The sequence below is a fragment of the Curtobacterium caseinilyticum genome (assembly GCF_030363035.1).
Classification (GTDB): domain Bacteria; phylum Actinomycetota; class Actinomycetes; order Actinomycetales; family Microbacteriaceae; genus Curtobacterium; species Curtobacterium caseinilyticum.
Genome location: NZ_JAUCMN010000013.1, coordinates 37,639 through 56,150, shown reverse-complemented (window position 1 = coordinate 56,150; position 18,512 = coordinate 37,639). Strand labels below are relative to the sequence as shown.

22 protein-coding genes and 1 tRNA gene are annotated in these 18,512 nt (G+C 69.7%); 10 read left to right on the top strand and 13 right to left on the bottom strand.

The window, feature by feature from the left end:
* The first annotated feature begins 235 nt into the window (after positions 1–235).
* On the top strand, positions 236–799 hold the full coding sequence (locus QUG93_RS15275) for a GNAT family N-acetyltransferase (RefSeq protein ID WP_289475353.1): 564 nt from the start codon (positions 236–238) through the stop codon (positions 797–799).
* Between the two features lie 178 nt (positions 800–977).
* On the opposite strand, the gene QUG93_RS15270 is transcribed toward QUG93_RS15275, so the two are convergent.
* The 3 genes from QUG93_RS15270 to QUG93_RS15260 form a co-directional block, all read right to left on the bottom strand.
* Entirely contained in the window at positions 978–1,232 is a 255-nt protein-coding gene (locus QUG93_RS15270) for a hypothetical protein (protein ID WP_289475351.1), read from the bottom strand.
* A 41-nt stretch (positions 1,233–1,273) separates the two neighbouring features.
* Complete coding sequence (locus tag QUG93_RS15265) at positions 1,274–1,612, bottom strand: ASCH domain-containing protein (protein ID WP_289475350.1); 339 nt, start codon at positions 1,610–1,612, stop codon at positions 1,274–1,276.
* Between the two features lie 97 nt (positions 1,613–1,709).
* Positions 1,710–2,195: a GNAT family N-acetyltransferase gene (locus tag QUG93_RS15260; protein ID WP_289475348.1), complete on the bottom strand. Its 486-nt coding sequence runs from the start codon at positions 2,193–2,195 to the stop codon at positions 1,710–1,712.
* Between the two features lie 87 nt (positions 2,196–2,282).
* Between QUG93_RS15260 and QUG93_RS15255 the strand changes: the two genes are divergently transcribed.
* Both QUG93_RS15255 and QUG93_RS15250 read left to right on the top strand, forming a co-directional pair.
* Entirely contained in the window at positions 2,283–2,531 is a 249-nt protein-coding gene (locus QUG93_RS15255) for a VOC family protein (protein ID WP_289475347.1), read from the top strand.
* Between the two features lie 4 nt (positions 2,532–2,535).
* On the top strand, positions 2,536–2,706 hold the full coding sequence (locus QUG93_RS15250) for a VOC family protein (protein WP_289475345.1): 171 nt from the start codon (positions 2,536–2,538) through the stop codon (positions 2,704–2,706).
* Between the two features lie 33 nt (positions 2,707–2,739).
* Here QUG93_RS15250 and QUG93_RS15245 read toward each other — a convergent pair whose 3' ends face one another.
* Positions 2,740–3,591: an alpha/beta fold hydrolase gene (locus QUG93_RS15245; protein WP_289475343.1), complete on the bottom strand. Its 852-nt coding sequence runs from the start codon at positions 3,589–3,591 to the stop codon at positions 2,740–2,742.
* A gap of 141 nt (positions 3,592–3,732) precedes the next feature.
* Complete coding sequence (locus tag QUG93_RS15240; RefSeq protein ID WP_289475341.1) at positions 3,733–4,809, bottom strand: zinc-binding dehydrogenase; 1,077 nt, start codon at positions 4,807–4,809, stop codon at positions 3,733–3,735.
* Between the two features lie 78 nt (positions 4,810–4,887).
* On the opposite strand from QUG93_RS15240, the gene QUG93_RS15235 reads away from it, so the two are divergent.
* Positions 4,888–5,703: a helix-turn-helix transcriptional regulator gene (locus tag QUG93_RS15235; protein ID WP_289475340.1), complete on the top strand. Its 816-nt coding sequence runs from the start codon at positions 4,888–4,890 to the stop codon at positions 5,701–5,703.
* A gap of 205 nt (positions 5,704–5,908) precedes the next feature.
* Here QUG93_RS15235 and QUG93_RS15230 read toward each other — a convergent pair whose 3' ends face one another.
* The gene (locus QUG93_RS15230; protein WP_289475338.1) at positions 5,909–6,115 is read right to left on the bottom strand and encodes a hypothetical protein; all 207 of its coding nucleotides are present in this window, start codon (positions 6,113–6,115) and stop codon (positions 5,909–5,911) included.
* 258 nt (positions 6,116–6,373) lie between these two features.
* Positions 6,374–6,463: transfer RNA gene (locus tag QUG93_RS15225), tRNA-Ser, on the bottom strand.
* 141 nt (positions 6,464–6,604) lie between these two features.
* On the opposite strand from QUG93_RS15225, the gene QUG93_RS15220 reads away from it, so the two are divergent.
* Together QUG93_RS15220 and radA are read left to right on the top strand one after the other, a co-directional pair.
* Positions 6,605–7,591 (top strand): SGNH/GDSL hydrolase family protein, encoded by a 987-nt coding sequence (locus QUG93_RS15220; RefSeq protein WP_289475336.1) that lies wholly within the window; start codon positions 6,605–6,607, stop codon positions 7,589–7,591.
* 9 nt (positions 7,592–7,600) lie between these two features.
* On the top strand, positions 7,601–8,962 hold the full coding sequence (gene radA / locus QUG93_RS15215) for a DNA repair protein RadA (RefSeq protein WP_289475333.1): 1,362 nt from the start codon (positions 7,601–7,603) through the stop codon (positions 8,960–8,962).
* 261 nt (positions 8,963–9,223) lie between these two features.
* Here the strand turns inward: radA and QUG93_RS15210 are convergent, their stop codons facing one another.
* Together QUG93_RS15210 and QUG93_RS15205 are read right to left on the bottom strand one after the other, a co-directional pair.
* The gene (locus tag QUG93_RS15210; RefSeq protein ID WP_289475331.1) at positions 9,224–9,607 is read right to left on the bottom strand and encodes an SseB family protein; all 384 of its coding nucleotides are present in this window, start codon (positions 9,605–9,607) and stop codon (positions 9,224–9,226) included.
* A gap of 5 nt (positions 9,608–9,612) precedes the next feature.
* Positions 9,613–10,722 carry a VanZ family protein gene (locus QUG93_RS15205; RefSeq protein ID WP_289475329.1) on the bottom strand — a complete coding sequence of 370 codons (1,110 nt, stop codon included), beginning with the start codon at positions 10,720–10,722 and terminating at the stop codon, positions 9,613–9,615.
* Between the two features lie 311 nt (positions 10,723–11,033).
* On the opposite strand from QUG93_RS15205, the gene cspE reads away from it, so the two are divergent.
* Entirely contained in the window at positions 11,034–11,240 is a 207-nt protein-coding gene (cspE, locus tag QUG93_RS15200) for a transcription antiterminator/RNA stability regulator CspE (RefSeq protein ID WP_289475328.1), read from the top strand.
* A gap of 274 nt (positions 11,241–11,514) precedes the next feature.
* On the opposite strand, the gene QUG93_RS15195 is transcribed toward cspE, so the two are convergent.
* The 3 genes from QUG93_RS15195 to QUG93_RS15185 form a co-directional block, all read right to left on the bottom strand.
* Complete coding sequence (locus QUG93_RS15195) at positions 11,515–11,679, bottom strand: hypothetical protein (protein WP_289475326.1); 165 nt, start codon at positions 11,677–11,679, stop codon at positions 11,515–11,517.
* Between the two features lie 74 nt (positions 11,680–11,753).
* On the bottom strand, positions 11,754–12,449 hold the full coding sequence (locus tag QUG93_RS15190; RefSeq protein WP_289475324.1) for a hypothetical protein: 696 nt from the start codon (positions 12,447–12,449) through the stop codon (positions 11,754–11,756).
* A gap of 64 nt (positions 12,450–12,513) precedes the next feature.
* Positions 12,514–13,056: an amino-acid N-acetyltransferase gene (locus tag QUG93_RS15185; protein WP_289475323.1), complete on the bottom strand. Its 543-nt coding sequence runs from the start codon at positions 13,054–13,056 to the stop codon at positions 12,514–12,516.
* Positions 13,057–13,165: 109 nt separating this feature from the next.
* Here QUG93_RS15185 and QUG93_RS15180 point away from each other — a divergent pair, with 109 nt between their 5' ends.
* Positions 13,166–13,618 carry an SRPBCC family protein gene (locus QUG93_RS15180; protein WP_289475321.1) on the top strand — a complete coding sequence of 151 codons (453 nt, stop codon included), beginning with the start codon at positions 13,166–13,168 and terminating at the stop codon, positions 13,616–13,618.
* A gap of 106 nt (positions 13,619–13,724) precedes the next feature.
* Positions 13,725–14,531, top strand: a complete 807-nt coding sequence (locus QUG93_RS15175) for a hypothetical protein (protein ID WP_289475319.1) — start codon at positions 13,725–13,727, stop codon at positions 14,529–14,531.
* Between the two features lie 272 nt (positions 14,532–14,803).
* On the opposite strand, the gene QUG93_RS15170 is transcribed toward QUG93_RS15175, so the two are convergent.
* Entirely contained in the window at positions 14,804–17,320 is a 2,517-nt protein-coding gene (locus QUG93_RS15170; RefSeq protein WP_111227950.1) for an ATP-dependent Clp protease ATP-binding subunit, read from the bottom strand.
* A gap of 167 nt (positions 17,321–17,487) precedes the next feature.
* Between QUG93_RS15170 and QUG93_RS15165 the strand changes: the two genes are divergently transcribed.
* Positions 17,488–18,420: an NAD(+)/NADH kinase gene (locus QUG93_RS15165; protein WP_289475316.1), complete on the top strand. Its 933-nt coding sequence runs from the start codon at positions 17,488–17,490 to the stop codon at positions 18,418–18,420.
* The last annotated feature ends 92 nt before the right edge of the window (positions 18,421–18,512 follow it).

Here is an 18,512-nt window from a genome sequence, read left to right as displayed (position 1 = left end):
GAAGAGGTACAGCGCCTCGGCGTCCGGCACCCACGACACGATCAGATGGCAGTCATCACTGGATCGCGGTCGAATCGAGAGCACGTCGCACATCATTCGCGCTATTGGTCACAACGGCCAAAGCCAGGTTCGTCGACCGATCGGCTATCGGACGCTGGCGAGCGGTGGAAGCCGGGCGACCCGTCACAGGAGTCGTTCCTCGGCTCGGTGTGTGGAGTTGCAGTAACGTCATTTCATGCGTTTGCCTCACGACCTCGGCGATGGATACGGCCTTGCTCTGCGTGATGGTTCGACGGTCGAAGTGATGCATGATCTGACCCTCAACGAGCTGTCGCGCCTAAGAGCCTGGGAACCTTGGGCTGCTCCGGAACAGACTCTCGTATCTGCTGAGGCATACGCCTCGTTCGCGATAGCGCTTTACGAGCAGGGCACGAGTCTCCCCTTGATGATCACCTATGGCGACGAGCCCGTCGGGAGCGCATCGCTACGCCTCGACCGGTATGCCGGCATCGGAGAGTTGGGATTCTGGATCGCTGCAGCGCATGAGCGACAGGGAGTGGTGACCCGGGCATGCGAAGCACTGATCGATGAGGCGCGCGCAGAAGGCTTAGCGCGAGTCGAGATTCGAACGGCGGTTTTGAACACCCGTAGTCGAGCAGTAGCGGAGCGCCTGGGCTTCATGCACGAGGGCACTCTTCGCTCCGCTCTTGCACTGAGCCCGGAGCGAGCCGATGTGGCCTTGTACGGGATGGTGCTTACTGCCGGTCACGGCGCAGAGCAGGACGCGCCCGCCGCGTGACGGCCGTGGTGACGCAGAGCAGGACGACTGCCATCCCAGCGGCTTGCGTCCAGGACAGCGTCCTTCCCGAGCACCTCGCCACGGAAGAAGCGCTGCTGGTGAACCTCAGTGCACAAGAGCGAGAAAGCCTGGTACAGCTCCTGAAACGCCTCGCGCCGATGTCTCAATAGCCGACTGGCTACTGAGACGGGCCGCCGCCTGTCGTTCGACTACTCAGAACGCCCTCCACGACCCAGCAGGCCACGCCCACCACGATAAGAGCGCCACCGATCCAGATCGCGGCGGGGCTACCGGCTTCCACGTTGCCGGCGATCACCGAACCACCAGTGAGCACGAAGAACAGCCCGACACCATTGATGACCGCGCTGAGCATCTTGGGCCGAGGTGACCCCTTCGCCCGGGTGAAGCCGAGGAAATCGAGAACGCGTCTCATGCGGCGAGCGTACGGCGTCGGGCGGCCCGTCGATCGATCGGCTATCGGGACGTCTCGATCGCGAGCTGGGCGACCTCGACGACAGCGTCGGAAGGCATGTCCGGGTAGTAGTTCTCGCGCAGCTGCTGCGCGAAGAGCTGCATGTCAGTCTGCGGCGGCTGGTGGGCTTGTTCGGGAGTGAGGGCGTCGAGCCGGTACTGGTGCACGGCGATCACTGTGCCGGGGACCGGCCCTGCCGTCGGGTGTTCATCGAAGACGAACACGGCTGCCCCCACCGGTACGTCCTCATTCCACCGCACGGTGGTGACCTTCTCGCCCGACATCACTGCTTCGTGGTGCTTGCGATGGAAGTGGATCGTGTTGGGTGCTGCACTGACCATGTGCCCACTCTGCCGTAGCGGCAGAGGGCGGCGACCGACGTCCCGGTTCCCGCGGCGGTCGGACTATAAAGGCCAGGACCGTCCGTTGAACGACCGGCTATCGGACGCTCGCAACAAGTGTCTTGCTGTACCAACGGTCGGAGTACCGCTCGTCGTTAAAGGGCTTGACGCGCTCGTAACCGTTGCGCTCGTACATTGCGCACGCCTCCGCCAGGGCCGCGCGGGTGTCGAGCCGGACCGTACTCATTGATCGCTGTCGGCAGACCTGCTCGGCGGCGCGCAGCAGCTGTGACCCGAGTCCCCGGCCTCGATGCGACGGCACCGTGAAGACCTTGGTGAGTTCGGCCACGCTGCCGAGGAAGCGAACGCCGGCGCAGCCAACGGGTCGCTCGCTTTCGACGGCGACCAGCAGCACGCCCGTGGCCCCCTGTAGATCGCCGTAGGGCTCATCTTGAAGCGCCTGACTCAGCTCGTCGTCTGTTACTGGCCGCTGGTACCACCGTCCCGCGACGTCGGCCATGTACTCCCGAACGATGTCAGCTGCCATCGCGGTGGTCGGAGCAACGGTCTCGATCGTGATCACGACATGACGCTATCCGCCCCGAACAGCAACCGGCGGCTGATTCGCTCCCAGGGCTGCCCGCAGGGAAGGGACTGCGACGATGGTCCGGTGACTGCAACTCTCGAACCCTCGCTCGTTCCCGAATTGCTCGTGGCCGACCTGGACCAGAGCATGGAGTTCTGGTGCAACTTGTGCCGCTTCGACGTCGCCTACTCGCGCGCTGAGGAACGCTTCGCGTACATCACTCTCGGTGCCGCACACCTGATGCTCGAACAAACAGGTGTGGGCCGCAACTGGATCACGGGGCCTCTTGAGCAGCCACTCGGTGAATTTCCAGATCACGGTGCCGGACTCTGAGTCGTTGGCGAAGGTCCTCGGTCAGGCTGGCGTTGAGCTCTTCATGCAACCCGAGACGAAGTGGTACGGCGTCGGCGAGGAAGAGGCCGGCGTGCATCAATTCCTCGTCCAGGACCCTGACGGGTACCTCGTACGGTTCCAGTCGTCACTGGGGCGACGACCGACCGCCCGGTAGACGATCGGCTAACGAGACGCTGCTGCGTCTGGTTCAGGACCTGAAGAAGGCGAGGAGCGCGGCGCTGATCTGCGCGGGTCCGCCACCGTTCCAGGGTCCGTCGTGGCCGAGGCCTTCGAACTCCACGTGTCGCGCGTCGGGGATGATCCGGGCGAGGCCACGGATCGCGGTGCGGAGGAACGCGGGGCTCGCGGTTCCGCTGAGCAGCAGCACCGGACGGTCGATGCTTGCGTAATCCCGGACGTGACCGTCACGTTCGGCGACGGCGCAGAAGTCGTAGCGCACGCCCGGGAGGAGGTCGCGGAGCGATGACGCCGGGCCCCGCTGCTGGGACTGAACCGCGAGGGCGACACGGCCCAGGGCTCGGGCGACGACCCGCGGAGCGCGCGCGATGAGCGCAGGTGCGGTCCCTGCAACGACGAGCGCGTCGATGAGTGCAGCCCCGGATTGTCCGCGCTCGATCTCCGCGTTGAGCCGACGGACCCCGTTTCGGTCGATGCCGTCTCGGTAGAACGGGGGTTCGTAGACCGCGAGCTGTTCCACGTTCGGCAAGGTGCGGGTGGCTTCCAGTGCGATGACGGCGCCGGAGCTGAGTCCGAACAGTTTCGTCGCGCCGGTCGCGGTCATCACCGCGTCGAGGTCCTCGACGTCGCGGGCGATGGTGTGGTCGGGGGTGTACGGGCGTGGGCTGATGCCACGGCCGCGTCGTTCGGCGGTGATGACCGTGAACGAGGAGGACAGGGCGAGCGCGAGTTCCCGGTATGCGTGGACGTCGGCCATTGCGCCCTGCACGAGGACGATGCCTGGTCCGGTGCCCTGGCGGAGGTAGCCGATCGAAGTGCCGTCCCGAGACTCGGCGTGCTCGGTGACGATGCTGTGATCCATGGCGTCAGCATGGCATCGAGCACGCGGCAGGCGGCCGCGCCAGTGATGCCCGCGCGTCCGCCTGCAGATCGACGAGTCAGACGAAGAGGTCACCTGGCACCTTCCTGTCTTGATGGGGGACCTCGAGCGCTCGTCTGTTCGTCAGGGGATCAGCACCGCGATCGACAGTCCTCGGATCTGTTCCGCCTGGGTGAGCGCTGCTGCCGGGTCGTCGATGCCGACGGTGGTCACCTGCAGGGCGCTGAGGTCGATGACGCCGGACTGGACCTGACGCCAGACGCGGAACGCGGTCTCCTCGGAGCACATCCACGAGCCGCGCAGGGTGATCCGGCGTCGCATGAGCTGGTCGTACGGGATCGGGAGGGACTGCCGGACGCCGCCGAGGAGGACCATCGTGCCGTCGGTCCGAACGCTGTCGAACCCGGCCATGGTGAGGTCCGGGGTCGGTGTCGGTCCGAGCGCGTCGATGACGACGTCGGCGTCGCCGCCGACCGCCACGGCGATCGCTGCCGCGTCGGCGTCGCGGGCGCCCACGGAGCGGACGGCCCGGACGCGTCCGTCGAGGGCCTGGAGGCGCTCGAGGCTCCCGGCGTCCCGTCCCACCGCGACGACCTGCGCTGCGCCCCGGGCGAGCGCCAGGAGGACCGCTGCTCCGCCCATCTGACCGCTGGCACCGAGGACGACGACACGGTCGCCGGCCGTCATCTCGCTGCGCTCGACGGCGCCGGCCGCGACGCTCAACCAGGGCAGGAACGTGAGCTTCGTCGGGTCGGCGTACGACTCGGCACCGGGGAGGGCGAGCACGGCCGATCCGGGCATCACGGTCCGCTCCGCGAACGTGCCGGTCCGCCAGACACGGCGCATCCGGTCCGTGGTCGCTGTCGTCGCCCCGCGGCCGCCGATCCCAGTCCACCCGAGGAGGACCTCCTCGGGCTCTGCGACCCGTCCGCTCCGCAGGAACCCGGTGCACAGCGCCGTCTCGCCGGGCCGGACGGTCGTGACGTCGTCCGCGACCTCCTCGACGATCCCGATGCCGCCGATGCCGAGCACGGTCGGGGTCGCGATACCGCCGCGGCCCCCCTCGACGAGCACCCGCGTGTAGGCGGGGACCTGCACCGCGAGCATCCGCAGCACCACGCCGCCGCTGCGGACGCGCGGGTCCGGCACCTCCTCGACGCTGAGTGGTGAGCCGATTCCGTCGAGTGTCCATGCCTTCATGACGCCAGTCTCAGTGGGCATCGGGGACGCATCCAGAGCCGCCGCATACTGGTACCCGGACCACCAGGGAGGGACGGCGTGAGCGATGTCACCGAGCAGCAGCGTCGGGAACTCGGCGCGTTCCTGCGGGCTCGACGGGAACGGGTGAGCCCGGTCGACGTCGGGCTGCCGGGATCGTCCCGCCGTCGCACCCCGGGCCTCCGCCGCGAGGAGCTCGCGATGCTCGCCGGGATCAGCGCCACCTGGTACACCTTCCTCGAGCAGGGCCGGGACGTCCGCCCCTCCCGTCAGGTCCTCGACGCGATCGCGCGCGCGCTCGGACTCGCCGGAGCGGAGCGGACACACCTCTTCGCCATTGCCGTCGACGAGCCCGCACCGACGAGCCCCGACCAGGTCCTCGACCCGGAGGTCGCCCGGGTCGTCGACCTCCTCGACCCCGCCCCGACCTACGTGACCGGGGCGACCTTCGACCTGCTGGCGTGGAACACGGCGGCGGCCGAGCTGTTCCGCGGCGCACTCGACCACGGCGAGCACCCCAACCTGGTCCGGTGGGTCTTCCTGGACCAGGACGCCCGGTACGTCCTGCCGGACTGGACCGACGTGGCCCAGGGGCTCCTCGCACGGCTCCGAGCCCGGGCCGGACGGCACCCGGGCGTCGCGGTCTACGCGGAACTCGAGGCCGACCTCCGCGGGGCCAGCCCGGAGGCCGACCGGTGGTGGCCACGGTACGACGTCGGCACGCCAGGGGCCGGCATCAAGCGCGTCAGGCAGGCCGACGGGCAGGTGCAACGCCTCGCCTACACCTCGTTCGACGTCGCTGACCGGCCGGACCAGACCATGACGACATACCGCCGCCAGAAATATGGTGAGATCGACCCATCGGGCGTCCGGTAGCCGACCGGCTACCGGACACTCCTAGGCTTGGGCCATGGGGATGAACAGGGATCAGCGGCTGGCAGTGATCGTCGGGAGCACGGTGGCGATCGTCATGGGCCTCGGGATCGCGATCTCAGGAGCACTCGGCCTGTTCGGTGCGTGATCGAACTACCTCGTGAAGCGATCCTCTACCGAGAACGGCCGAGCTCGCCGCTATCCGGGCCTACTTCTTGTCGTGCCGGTGCCAGTAGCGCGCGAGTGCATCGCGGCTCGGACGAGACGTGGAGAACGCAACGAGAGCCACTCCGCAAAAGAGAACGAGGACCGCCACCAGTCGGTCGAGCCTGCCGTCTGACGTCGCCATGAGCACGAACCCCGCAACGATCAGCGCGCCGCCCAGCGCAGCGAGAAGGACGCGTTGAGTGGTCACGTCGGCAAGCTACGCCGCGCGAACCGACCCGGACGTCGTCTGAATCGACGATCGGCTATCGGTACGGGCTGTTCGTAGTCTTGCTCGATGATCGCGCGACTTCTCGGCTCTTGTCGTGCTCTAGCTATCGCGTGACACCCCACCCTGTCCAAGAGGCGGCAGCCACGGTCGGAGTGGTGCGCTCAGGAGAGTGCACCAGAGATGCACCAGGAACGCTCCTCGAAAGAAGAAAACCCCCGCGTCAGCGGGGGTTTTCTGTGGCGGTACCGGTGGGATTTGAACCCACGGTGGAGTTGCCCCCACACATGTTTTCGAGACATGATCCTTCGGCCGCTCGGACACGGTACCGGGAGAGAGTTTACACCATCCGGGAGGCGCGTCGAACCGCTGCCGGTCGTCTCCCCTGCACAGGCGGTGCTGTCCACACTCCCCTCCCCCGTCCAGGCACAGCAGGGTCCGCGACGCGTGAGTCCGCGTACCGTCTTCGGCATGAAGAACCGCACCCTGGTCGCTCTGCTCACGTCCGTCATCGGTGGCCTGGCCGTCGTCGGGGGCGGGGCCTTCGGCGCACGGGCGGGCATCCGTGGCCAACGAGCGGCATCGCAGCGGGTGGTCGACATGCTCCCCGTGCACGCGGACTGGTGGCGCGAGCGGCTGCAGCACGAGGGCCAGCTGACCTACCTGGCGATCGGCGACTCCGCTGCGCAGGGCGTCGGCGCCACGGCACCGGGGCGCGGCTACGTCGGGCTGCTCGCTCGCCGGATCCGCCACCGCTCCCGGATGTCCGTGCGGGTCGTCAACCTCAGCGTCTCCGGCGCGACGACGTGGGGCGCGAAGAAGGACCAGCTGCCGAAGCTGCGGAACTACACGCCCGACGTCTGCACGGTGTCGATCGGCGCGAACGACATCGCCGACTTCCACCCGGACAAGTTCGAGCGGAACATCCGCGAGATCTACAGCGCGGTCCCATCGCACGCCATCGTGGCGGAGCTGCCGTGCATGTTCGTGCCCGACCGGGAGCGCAAGGTCGCGGTGGCGAACGAGATCGTGCACCGGGTGGCGGACGAACTCGGTCTGACGGTGGCACCACTGCACGTCATCACGAAGCGCGTCGGACTCCGCCGGACCTTCTTCAACAGCTACGGCGACCTTTTCCACCCGAACGACCGCGGGTACGAGATCTGGGCGAGCGCCTTCGAGCCGGCGGTCGACGCGCGCGTCGACACGGTGGCGGCGATCCGGCACTACCTGTCGGCTCGTGAGGCAGAGGACCTCGGGCGTGACGCCGGAGCCGTCGCGAGTGCCCGCGCGGAGCAGGACACGGAGCACGCGACGGAGCTCGACCACGGGGACCGCCCGGGACGGGTGGAGCGCCTCCGGCAGCGGATGACCGGCTCGATCCCGCTCCACGACACCGGCGACCACGCGGGGTCTGGTGGTCGAGGGCGGAGCGGTGATGTCGGCGGAGCGGCCTAGCCTCGAGCCATGGCGCGCACCCAGTCCCTCTACCGCTGCACGGAGTGCGGGTGGACCAGCATCAAGTGGGTCGGCCGCTGCGGCGAGTGCCAGGCGTGGGGCACCGTCGAGGACACGACTGCCACGGCCGCGAGCGCACGCGGGACCGCCGCGGTGTCGGTCGCGGGCGCTCGCGTGGCGCGGCCGATCACCGAGGCCCGGGGCACCGCGGTGCAGCGGTGGAACACCGGCATCGGTGAGTTCGACCGCGTGCTCGGCGGTGGCATCGTGCCCGGGGCCGCCGTGCTGCTCTCGGGTGAGCCCGGCGTGGGCAAGTCGACGCTGCTGCTCGAGGTCGCTTCGCGTGCGGCGGCAACCGGCAAGCGCGTCCTCTACGTCAGCGCGGAGGAGTCCGTCGACCAGGTGCGACTCCGCGCCGAACGCACGAACGCCATGCACGATGAGCTCTACCTGGCGAGCGAGGTCGACCTCGGGGTCATCCTCGGCCAGATCGACCAGGTGCAGCCCGACCTGGTGATCGCCGACTCCGTGCAGACCATCTCGTCGAGCACGGTCGACGGCATCGCCGGCGGCACCTCACAGGTGCGCGAGGTCGCGTCGACGCTCATCCGGGTGGCGAAGGAGCGGGGGCTCCCGGTCCTGATCGTCGGGCACGTCACGAAGGACGGCACCATTGCCGGCCCACGACTGCTCGAGCACCTGGTCGACGTCGTCTGCCACTTCGAGGGCGACCGCCAGACCGCGCTGCGCTTCGTGCGGGCGCTCAAGAACCGCTTCGGCCCGACGGACGAGGTCGGCTGCTTCGACATGGCCGGCGACGGCATCCACGAGGTTCCGGACCCGAGCGGCCTCTTCATGTCGCGCAACGGCACGCCCGTGTCCGGCACCTGCGTCACCGTCGCGCTCGAGGGTCGTCGCGCACTGCCGGTCGAGGTGCAGGCGCTCGTCGTGCCGAGCTCGGCCCCGCAGCCCCGCCGCGTGGTGAACGGGGTCGACTCCTCCCGCGTGGCGATGCTGCTCGCGGTGCTCGAACGACGGGCGGGTCTGAAGCTCTCCGACGCCGACGTCTACGTGTCGACCGTCGGCGGCATGAAGCTCACCGAACCGGGCGCCGACCTCGCGATCGCGCTGGCCCTGGCGAGCGCCGCACGCGACCGGCCGTACCCGCACACCCTCGCGGCCGTCGGTGAGATCAGCCTGGCGGGCGAGATCCGACCGGCGACCGGGGCGAAGCAGCGCGCGAGCGAGGCTGCACGTCTCGGCTTCACGACCGTCCTCGGCGCGGATGCCGAGCACCTGCGCGAGGCACTTCGCGTGGCGTTTTCGCTCACGCAGTCCGTCCGAGAGCGCGAGCTCGACCGCGCGTTCTGACGGGCGGCGGCCGTCGGGCCGAGGCGACCAGTGCAGCCAAGCCGGGGACCGGACCGGACCGAACCGGACCGGATCGATGGCGGCGACCAGCGCCTCCAGGCCGAGCAACGGCCAGCCGGACCCGAGCGGCGGCGGCGACCAGCGCCTCCAGGCAGAGCGGCCGAGCGGCCGAGCGACGAGCGACGAGCGCTGCCGAGCCGAGCGCCGAGCGATCGGCGGCCGTCAGCGGCAGCCGGCAGCCGGCAGCCGGCAGCAGCCGCCCTACGCCCGCAGCGCCGCCAGCAGGTCCGCCGGGGCGGCCTGCATCGTGTGCGGCCCGGCGATGTCGAAGAACACGCCCTCGAGCGAGTCCAGGTGCGCCGTCAGGAACTCCTCGAGCCGCGGCCCGTCGTAGACCATGACCTGCCGGATCTTCTCGTCCGGCACCATCGCGGTGTAGGCATCGGCGGACGAGAACAGCAGCAGGATGCGCTTGTCCGAGCCCTCACGACCGAACACCCGGACCTGCATGTCCTTCTTGCCCGTCACGAGCCGGGGGACGATCACGATGTCGTTGCGGAGCGCGAACGCCACCGCGGCCACGTCCTGCTTCGCGAGGGCCTCCTCGAGCTGCTCGCTCCGGAAGCGCTGTTCCTTGTCTGCCATCGCCCCTAGTCCACCAGATCTTCCTGCGCCGCACGACCAGGCACGACGGCGGTCGTGCGGTCGTCCTCGACGCCGAGCCCGGCGACCGCGTTCGCGAAGCCCCGGCGGTCGCGCGTCGCGACGAGTCCGACGAGCGCCGCGACGGCGAGGACGAACGCCACGAGCCCGGAGAACGGGAACGTGACCGCACTGGCGAAGGACCACCCGCCGGAGCCGAGCGCCCACCGGACGAGCCGTCGGCCGAACCCGGCGCGGGGCACGGGGCGGAGCCGCACGACGTGCTCGCCGAGCGTGCGGCCGGTGGCCACGACGATGACGAGCTGTCCCACGGGGGCGACGAGCGCGCAGACGGACAGCAGGACGACGGCGAGGCCGGAGCGTTCGTCGACCTCGAGCAGTGCGAGGGCGATCGCCGTGCCGGACGTCAGCAGACCGCCCGTGAACACGATGGCCAGCAGGTCGGCGAGCATGCCGAAGCCGCGGCGGAGGAGCGTGACCGGCCGGGGTGCGGACACGTCGCTGCGGCGGTCGGAGCCCGCCAGGAGTGCGATCAGCGGCGCGGCAAGGGTGCCCAGCAGCGCGCCGGTCGTGTTCGCCAGCAGGTCGTCGACGTCGAACAGCCGGTAGGCGCACGGGTACAGGAACCAGTCGCCGGTGAGCTGCGTGCACTCGATGAGCAGGGAGACGCCGAACCCGACCGCGGTGCCGAGGACCATTCCGGCGAACCACCGGTGCCGCAGGACCGCGTGGCGGACGAGGGCCCCGAGGGGCATGAACAGGATCACGTTGAACAGGACCTGCGCGGCAGCGGGGTTCGACAGCAGGGACCGGGGACCGGAGACACCGCCCTCCTTCGCGATGTCCTGCAGGAACGTGAACGGCACGAGCTGCGGGGACGGACCGGGGCAGAGGGCGGAGACGTCGTCGGGGAGCGGCAGCAGCGTGTAGGTGACGAGGGCGAGCGAGTAGACGAGCGTCGCGAACGCGAGCACGCTCCGCCGGAACCCGAGGCTGCCGTGCCGGCGGTACTGCAGGGCGGCCCAGGGGACGAGGGCTGCGACGGCGAGGGCCGTCCCGGCGACGAACGCGATCACTCCCGGCAGCACGGTCCCCATGGTGGGATGCTACGCAGTCGTTCCGCTGTGGGGGTGTTTTCCGGCTCGGCCTCTTCCATTGCGGCCGCAGCACGGTAGGTTGGTGTCAACCGCCTCGGCGGGAGTCCATCGTTCTTCCGGTGCTCTGCACCATCGAGCGCCATCGGTCACTGACCTTCCCAGGTCGCCTGGCCCCGAACCCGTCCCGCCGGCCCATGCCCGCGGAGCGCAACGATCCGACGACACTCGTCGGCGGATCGGCGGCAGCAAGTGCCGTCCCGCAAGACAGGCAGCGAACGTTCGCCTGGCAAGAAAGTTAAGGAAACGCCATCATGGCAACTGGCACCGTCAAGTGGTTCAACAACGAAAAGGGCTTCGGCTTCATCGCTCCGGACGACGGCAGCGCTGACGTCTTCGCGCACTTCTCCGCGATCGGTGGCAACGGCTACAAGTCGCTCGAGGAGAACCAGAAGGTGGAGTTCGACATCACCGAGGGCCGCAAGGGCCCGCAGGCCGAGAACATCACGGTCATCGGCTGACCTCAGCCTCACGGAACGGGCTCGTCGTCTTCGGACGGCGGGCCCGTTCTGCACGTCCGGCCGAGCGCTCAGCGAACCGCGGACTGGTCAGTCTCCGCACTTCGCTAGGCGCTCTAGCGATCTGCCGTACGGTAGTCGGATGACTTCTCCGCGACCAGGTCCGGACGGCGACGAGCACCCGTTCGACGTCGACACGTTCCTGAGCGACTTCCTGTCGGGCCTCGAGGCCGAGGATCCCACGGGCCCGGACCGCTAGGAGCGCCCGCCGGCGGCGCTACTGACCGCGGACCACGCAGTCCGCCCACACGGCGTTGTCCTCCTCGTCGAACAGACCACGCTTGGCGCGCTTGCGCAGCCCCCGCAGGGTGGTGATCTTCACCGGCTCGACGCCGGCCTCACGCTCGTACGACGACTCCTGAACGATCCCCTGGCCCGACACTCCTCCAGGATGGCGGAGAACCGGCGCGCGGTGTCACCCGGTGCGCGTGCCGGACGAGCGGGCGCCGATCGGCGTCAGTTCAGCACGAACTGCGCCGACTCCTTCGACTCCAGGTCCCCCACCGCCACCTGCAGGTGGTAGCTCGCCCCGCCACCGGTCACCGAGGGGCGTGACGAGTCGCACGTGGTCGTCGACGACCGCGTCCGGTCCCACTCGATCGCCGGCGTCGTGAGCTCCTGCCCCGCCTTGATCGTCACGTCCTGGTTCGTGCCGCCCGTCTGGCAGTCCTTCGAGGACCAGTACTGCTCCTGGCCGGAGCTGATCGTCAGGACCTGCTGCGCCGACCCGAGGTCCATGTGGCAGGCGTCGGACCCGGTGTTCGTGATCGACATCGCGATCTTCGGGTCCTCGGTCGGTCCGTAGGTGCGCTTGTCGAGCACCGGTGTGAGCTCGATCTGGTCCGCCGAGCACGCCGCGGCGTCACCGGGGGCGGCGGACGCGGACGGCGCAGCACCGGGCGAGGACGGCGCAGCGGACCCCGACGAGCCAGCAGACCCGGACGACGGAGACGTGGACCTCGGTGCGGCCGATTCCGTCGCACCCGGTGCGGACCCGTCCGGCCCGGACGCCGATGACGCCCCGCTCCCTCGCCCGACGACGATCAGCACGACCACCAGGACGACGAGCAGCAGCACGCCGACGACGAGCGCCCGACGGCGCCAGTAGACACGGGACGACTCGGGTCCGACGGGGTGACGGAACGACGACATGGGCACAGGGTAGGGCGAACCCGCCGACCGGCCGTGGCGCGACGCCGAGCCGTCCCGGAAAGCGTCAGAGGATCTTCAGCATGCGGGTGTTGCCGAGCGTGTTCGGCTTCACCCGGGCGAGGTCGAGGAACTCCGCGACCCCCTCGTCCGACGACCGCACGAGTTCGGCGTAGACGTCGGGCGAGACGACCTGCTCACCGATCTCCAGGTACCCGTGCTTGGCGAAGAACTCGACCTCGAAGGTCAGGCAGAAGATGCGGGCGACGCCGAGCTCGCGGGCGTCGTGCTCGAGCGCCTCGAGCATGCGGTGACCGACCCGCTTGTGGATCCACTCGCCGTCGAGGGCGAGCGTGCGGACCTCGGCGATGTCGTCCCAGAACACGGCGAGGGCACCGCACCCGATCGGGACGCCGTCCGGGCCCTCGGCGATCCGGAACTGCTGGATCGAGCCGTAGAGCGCGACGTTCTCCTTGCCGAGCAGGATGCGCCGGTCGACGTACGGCGCGATGAGCCGCTGGATGTGCGGGACGTCCGAGGCCAGTGCCGGTCGCACGCGGATCCCGTGCTCGTCCCGCTCGTCGAACGCGGCTGCTGCGTGACCACTCATCCTGTCGAGCATAGAGCGCGGCAGGGGGACACGGTCCTGGAGCCCGCCCAGGCACACCGGCCTACCGTTCACGTCGAAACCGAGAGCACGACGAAACGAAGGAGCGACCATGCCCCAGATCATCGAGACCGTCGACGTCAACGTCCCCGTCCGCCAGGCCTACGACCAGTGGACCCGGTTCGAGGAGTTCCCCCACTTCCTCGACGAGGTCGAGAAGATCGTCCAGGTCGACGACAAGACCACCGACTGGACCGTGAAGGTCGCCGGTCAGGAGCGCGAGTTCCGCGCCGTCATCACCGAGCAGCACCCGGACGAGCGCGTCGCGTGGACCGTCAAGGACGGTGAGGTCGAGCACGCCGGCGTCGTCACCTTCCACAAGCTGTCCGACAACGAGACCCGCGTCACCGCGCAGATCGACTGGGAGCCGACCGGCCTCCTCGAGAAGCTCGGCTCCGCCGTCGGTGTCGGCGGTCACGCCGTCAAGAAGGACCTGCAGAACTACAAGGAGCGCGTGGAGAACGCGCCGACCGAGCCGGGCTGGCGCGGCGACGTGCAGGCCTGAGACTCAGGTCTCTCCGGACGGGAGGCGCGGTGCCAGCTGGCACCGCGCCTCCCGTCTTGCTGTGCAGCGGTGATCACTCTCCGGTCGCGCTGGCAGAGTGGGCAGCATGCAGCTCTTCCGCACCGCCGTGACCGGGACCGCGATCGCCACCGCCGGGAGCGTGGCACTCGGCGCCGCTGCCGCCCGCCGCCTCCTCCGTCCCGCGTCGTTCGTGCCGCCGGAGTCCGAGCTGGTCTACGCCAGCCAGCAGAGCGTCCCCGGCACCGAACCGAACGGCATCGCGCGGACGCACGTCGTCCACGTGCACGGCCAGTCGATCGGCCCGCAGCAGGTCCTGCGCGGCCTGCGGGTGTGGCGCTCCCTCGGCGCCTCGAACCAGGTCGTCGACACGACCGACCTGCCGCTGCGCTCCCTCGACCCGGCCGCCGTCGACCGTGTCGCCGCGGCCGTCCACGCAGCCCGAGCGCGCGGAGCCGAGCGCGTCGTCCTGCAGGGCTGGTCGGCTGGTGCCCTCGCCGCTTCGACAGCGGCGGCCCGGACACCCGTCGACGGCATCGTCGGCGTCGCCCCGCTCCTCGACGTCCGCTCCGCCCTCCGCGGAGCCGTCACCTCGGCGCGCTTCCCGGCCGCGGTCGGCGTCGTCGCCGGACGCATCGCGACGACACCCGGGTTGAGCCGCCTCGCCGGTGTCCCGTACCCGCTCACGGTCACCCGCTGGCAGGACGAGGGCACGCCCACCCTGCTCCTGCACTCTGCGGCGGACCCGCTCGTCGCCACGGCCGACCTCGACGTGCAGCGGGACCGTGGCGTGCGGGTCGTGACCTTCGAGCGGGCACGGCACACGCTCGAGTGGAACGAGGACCCGGAGCGGTGGGAGGGCGCCGTGCGGGACTTCGCCGAGTCGCTCGGCTGACGCACGGCACCGAACCGGATTCCGGCCGGACACAGAAGTGGCCCCGGTCGGGGGGAGACCGGGGCCACTGACGTCCGACCCGTTGGGGGGAACCAGCCGGACATCAGGTGCGAGGCGTTGGGGGGAACCCCTCGCAAGGAGAACGCTACCCCCACCCGGGGGCCACGTCCGCCATCGGCGCGAAGGTGCGTCCTGTGGATCACGCGCCCGGACGACGGACGGGAGGCGCGGTGCCAGCCGGCACCGCGCCTCCCGTCTACTGGGAACCGGTCCTAGGACTCGATCTCGCCCTGCGGGGTCTCAGCGGACTCGACCGCGGCCGCTCCGGCGAGGACCTCCTCGCGACCCGGCTGACGCCCGGTCTCGAAGTCGAACTTGCCGTCCACGAAGTCGACCTTCACGTGGTCGCCCGCGTTGAGCTCACCCTGCAGGATGTGCTCGGACAGCTGGTCCTCGACCTCGTGCTGCATCGCGCGACGCAGCGGGCGGGCACCGAGTGCCGGGTCGAAGCCGACCTTGATGAGCTGCTCCTTGGCGGCGAGCGTGAGCTCCACCGTCATGTCGCGGTCCAGCAGGCGGTCCGACAGGCGCTTCACGAACAGGTCCACGATCTGCAGCAGCTCGGACTGCGAGAGCTGCGGGAACACGATCGTGTCGTCCACGCGGTTGAGGAACTCGGGCTTGAAGTGCTTCTTGAGCTCCTCGTTCACCTTCGAGCGCATGCGGTCGTAGCCGACGGCCGAGTCACCCTCGACCTGGAAGCCCACCGGGCCACCAGCGATGCCCTGCGAACCGAGGTTCGTGGTCATGATGATGACGGTGTTCTTGAAGTCGACCACGCGGCCCTGACCGTCGGTCAGGCGACCCTCTTCGAGGACCTGCAGCAGCGAGTTGAAGATGTCCGGGTGGGCCTTCTCGATCTCGTCGAACAGGACCACGGAGAACGGCTTGCGGCGCACCTTCTCGGTGAGCTGGCCGCCCTCCTCGAACCCGACGAACCCGGGAGGGGCACCGAAGAGTCGCGAGACGGTGTGCTTCTCGCCGAACTCCGACATGTCGAGGGAGATCAGCGCGCCCTCGTCGTCGAACAGGAACTCGGCGAGCGCCTTGGCGAGCTCGGTCTTCCCGACGCCCGTGGGGCCGGCGAAGATGAACGAGCCCGAGGGGCGGTTCGGGTCCTTGAGGCCGGCGCGGGTGCGGCGGATGGTCTTCGAGAGGGCCGAGATCGCCTCTTCCTGTCCGATGACGCGCTCGTGCAGGGCCTTCTCCATGAAGACGAGACGCGAGGTCTCCTCTTCCGTGAGCTTGAACACCGGGATGCCCGTGGCCTGCGCCAGGACCTCGGCGATGATGCCCTCGTCGACGGTGCCGGACGCGGCGACGTCACCCGCACGCCACTGCTTCTCGAGGCGGAGACGCTCGCCGAGGAGCTTCTTCTCCTCGTCGCGCAGGCTCGCAGCCTTCTCGAAGTCCTGCTCCTCGATCGCGGCTTCCTTCTGCCCGCGGACCGTCGAGATCTTCTCGTCGAACTCGCGGAGCTCCGGCGGCGCCGACAGGATCGACAGACGCAGGCGGGCGCCGGCCTCGTCGATCAGGTCGATGGCCTTGTCCGGCAGGAAGCGGTCCTGCACGTAGCGGTCCGCCAGGTTCGCCGCGGCGACGATCGCGCCGTCGGTGATGGACACCTTGTGGAACGCCTCGTACTTGTCGCGGAGGCCCTTGAGGATGTTGATCGCGTGGGGCAGCGACGGCTCGTTGACCTGCACCGGCTGGAAGCGACGCTCGAGTGCGGCGTCCTTCTCGAAGTGCTTGCGGTACTCGTCGAGCGTGGTGGCGCCGACCGTCTGCAGCTCACCGCGGGCCAGGAGCGGCTTGAGGATCGACGCGGCGTCGATCGCGCCCTCGGCGGCACCCGCACCCACGAGGGTGTGGATCTCGTCGATGAAGACGATGATGTCGCCGCGGGTGCGGATCTCCTTCGTGACCTTCTTGAGGCGCTCCTCGAAGTCACCGCGGTAGCGGGACCCGGCGATGAGCGACCCGAGGTCGAGCGAGTAGAGCTGCTTGTCCTTCAGCGTCTCCGGGACGTCGCCCTTGACGATCGCCTGGGCGAGGCCCTCGACGACCGCGGTCTTGCCGACGCCCGGCTCACCGATCAGGACGGGGTTGTTCTTGGAGCGGCGGGAGAGGATCTGCATGACCCGCTCCATCTCCTTCTCGCGACCGATGACCGGGTCGAGCTTGCCGTCGCGCGCAGCCTGGGTGAGGTTCCGACCGAACTGGTCGAGGACCTGCGAACCCTGCTGGGCGTTCTGCTGCTGCTCGCCGCCGACGGCGACCGCTTCCTTGCCCTGGTAGCCGGACAGGAGCTGGATGACCTGCTGACGGACGCGGTTCAGGTCCGCGCCGAGCTTGACGAGGACCTGGGCGGCGACGCCCTCGCCCTCGCGGATGAGGCCGAGCAGGATGTGCTCGGTCCCGATGTAGTTGTGGCCGAGCTGCAGCGCCTCGCGCAGGGACAGCTCGAGCACCTTCTTGGCGCGCGGCGTGAACGGGATGTGCCCGGTCGGCTGCTGCTGGCCCTGCCCGATGATGTCCTGGACCTGCTCGCGGACGGCATCGAGCGAGATGCCGAGCGACTCCAGCGCCTTGGCGGCGACGCCCTCGCCCTCGTGGATGAGGCCGAGGAGGATGTGCTCGGTGCCGATGTAGTTGTGGTTGAGCATCTTCGCTTCTTCTTGAGCGAGGACGACAACACGACGGGCTCGGTCGGTGAATCTCTCGAACATGTGCTCTCCCTTGCCGGGCTCGTGGGAGCTCGGTGACGTACATCGAGACTAACCAGCGGACCCCCGCAGGGCTGCCCCTGTTCGCCGTGGGCGTGACCTCTCTTCGCCCCGTGGCCCGTGACCTCCGCACCTGCCGTCGACCAGGCCCGGGCGGCTACGATCTGGGCATGGAGCAGCCCGTCGTCGGCCTCGTCGTCCACCCCACCAAGAACGTGCGGGAGTCGATCACGACCCTGCAGCGGTGGAACGCGTCGGGCGCCGGGCGGCTCGTGGCCCGACGGGCGGACGCCCAGCGCATCGGCGGCGACGTCGAGGTGATCGGCGACGACGACTTCACCGACCAGGTCGACCTCGTCGTCGCGCTCGGCGGGGACGGCACCATGCTCGGCGCCATGCGGCTCGTGGCGAAGCGCCCCGTGCCCGTGCTCGGCGTCAACTACGGCAACGTCGGGTTCCTCGTCGAGATCGAGCCGCCCGAGCTCGAGGCCGCGCTCGACCGCCTGTCCGCCGGCGACTACCAGCTCGAACCGCACCACGCGCTCGAGGCCCGACTGTCCTGGGGCGGTGCGCGCACGGACTACCTGGCGTTCAACGACCTGACCATCGTGCGGCGGCCGGGGGCCGGGCAGGTGTCCGCCGACCTCAGCGTGAACGGCCTCGGCTACGGCTACTACCGCGCGGACGCCATCGTCGCCGCGACGCCTGCGGGCTCCACCGCGTACAACTACGCGGCCGGCGGGCCGGTGCTCTCCCCCGCCCTGTCCGGCTCGGTCGTGACCCCGGTCGCGCCGATGGCGGGGATCGACCGCGCCGTGGTCCTGGCCGCGCGGGAGCGCTACCGGTTCGACATCGCCGAGGGCACCCGGAGCGCAGCGCTCGAGGTGGACGGACTGGTCGTGGGCGAGGTCGCGACGGGCGCCCAGATCGACATCCGCCTGCGGAAGGACGCCGGCAGCGTGGTCCGGCTCGACGCGGAGCGCCACGGGCGGACCGGCCGGGTGAAGCTCAGCCTGCTCGACCTGCCCGTCCGTCCGGACCAGCTCATCGAGCTCATCCCGCAGGACCTGCGCCAGAAGCTCGGCCGCGAGCTCGAGGACTAGCGGGCGCGGACCGTCTTCGGACAGAGCCTCCGCGCGTGGACAGGCCCCGGAGCCTCCGCGCGGCCCGACCCCGGAGCCTCCCGCGGCCCGAC

What these genes read in the sequence shown, in the direction of transcription:
- QUG93_RS15275 (WP_289475353.1), top strand. Translation starts at nt 236, where the DNA reads ATGCGTTTGCCTCACGACCTCGGCGATGGATACGGCCTTGCTCTGCGT.
- QUG93_RS15270 (WP_289475351.1), bottom strand. Translation starts at nt 1,232, where the DNA reads ATGAGACGCGTTCTCGATTTCCTCGGCTTCACCCGGGCGAAGGGGTCA.
- QUG93_RS15265 (WP_289475350.1), bottom strand. Translation starts at nt 1,612, where the DNA reads ATGGTCAGTGCAGCACCCAACACGATCCACTTCCATCGCAAGCACCAC.
- QUG93_RS15245 (WP_289475343.1), bottom strand. Translation starts at nt 3,591, where the DNA reads ATGGATCACAGCATCGTCACCGAGCACGCCGAGTCTCGGGACGGCACT.
- QUG93_RS15240 (WP_289475341.1), bottom strand. Translation starts at nt 4,809, where the DNA reads ATGAAGGCATGGACACTCGACGGAATCGGCTCACCACTCAGCGTCGAG.
- QUG93_RS15220 (WP_289475336.1), top strand. Translation starts at nt 6,605, where the DNA reads ATGAAGAACCGCACCCTGGTCGCTCTGCTCACGTCCGTCATCGGTGGC.
- radA (WP_289475333.1), top strand. Translation starts at nt 7,601, where the DNA reads ATGGCGCGCACCCAGTCCCTCTACCGCTGCACGGAGTGCGGGTGGACC.
- QUG93_RS15210 (WP_289475331.1), bottom strand. Translation starts at nt 9,607, where the DNA reads ATGGCAGACAAGGAACAGCGCTTCCGGAGCGAGCAGCTCGAGGAGGCC.
- QUG93_RS15205 (WP_289475329.1), bottom strand. Translation starts at nt 10,722, where the DNA reads ATGGGGACCGTGCTGCCGGGAGTGATCGCGTTCGTCGCCGGGACGGCC.
- cspE (WP_289475328.1), top strand. Translation starts at nt 11,034, where the DNA reads ATGGCAACTGGCACCGTCAAGTGGTTCAACAACGAAAAGGGCTTCGGC.
- QUG93_RS15190 (WP_289475324.1), bottom strand. Translation starts at nt 12,449, where the DNA reads ATGTCGTCGTTCCGTCACCCCGTCGGACCCGAGTCGTCCCGTGTCTAC.
- QUG93_RS15185 (WP_289475323.1), bottom strand. Translation starts at nt 13,056, where the DNA reads ATGAGTGGTCACGCAGCAGCCGCGTTCGACGAGCGGGACGAGCACGGG.
- QUG93_RS15180 (WP_289475321.1), top strand. Translation starts at nt 13,166, where the DNA reads ATGCCCCAGATCATCGAGACCGTCGACGTCAACGTCCCCGTCCGCCAG.
- QUG93_RS15175 (WP_289475319.1), top strand. Translation starts at nt 13,725, where the DNA reads ATGCAGCTCTTCCGCACCGCCGTGACCGGGACCGCGATCGCCACCGCC.
- QUG93_RS15170 (WP_111227950.1), bottom strand. Translation starts at nt 17,320, where the DNA reads ATGTTCGAGAGATTCACCGACCGAGCCCGTCGTGTTGTCGTCCTCGCT.
- QUG93_RS15165 (WP_289475316.1), top strand. Translation starts at nt 17,488, where the DNA reads ATGGAGCAGCCCGTCGTCGGCCTCGTCGTCCACCCCACCAAGAACGTG.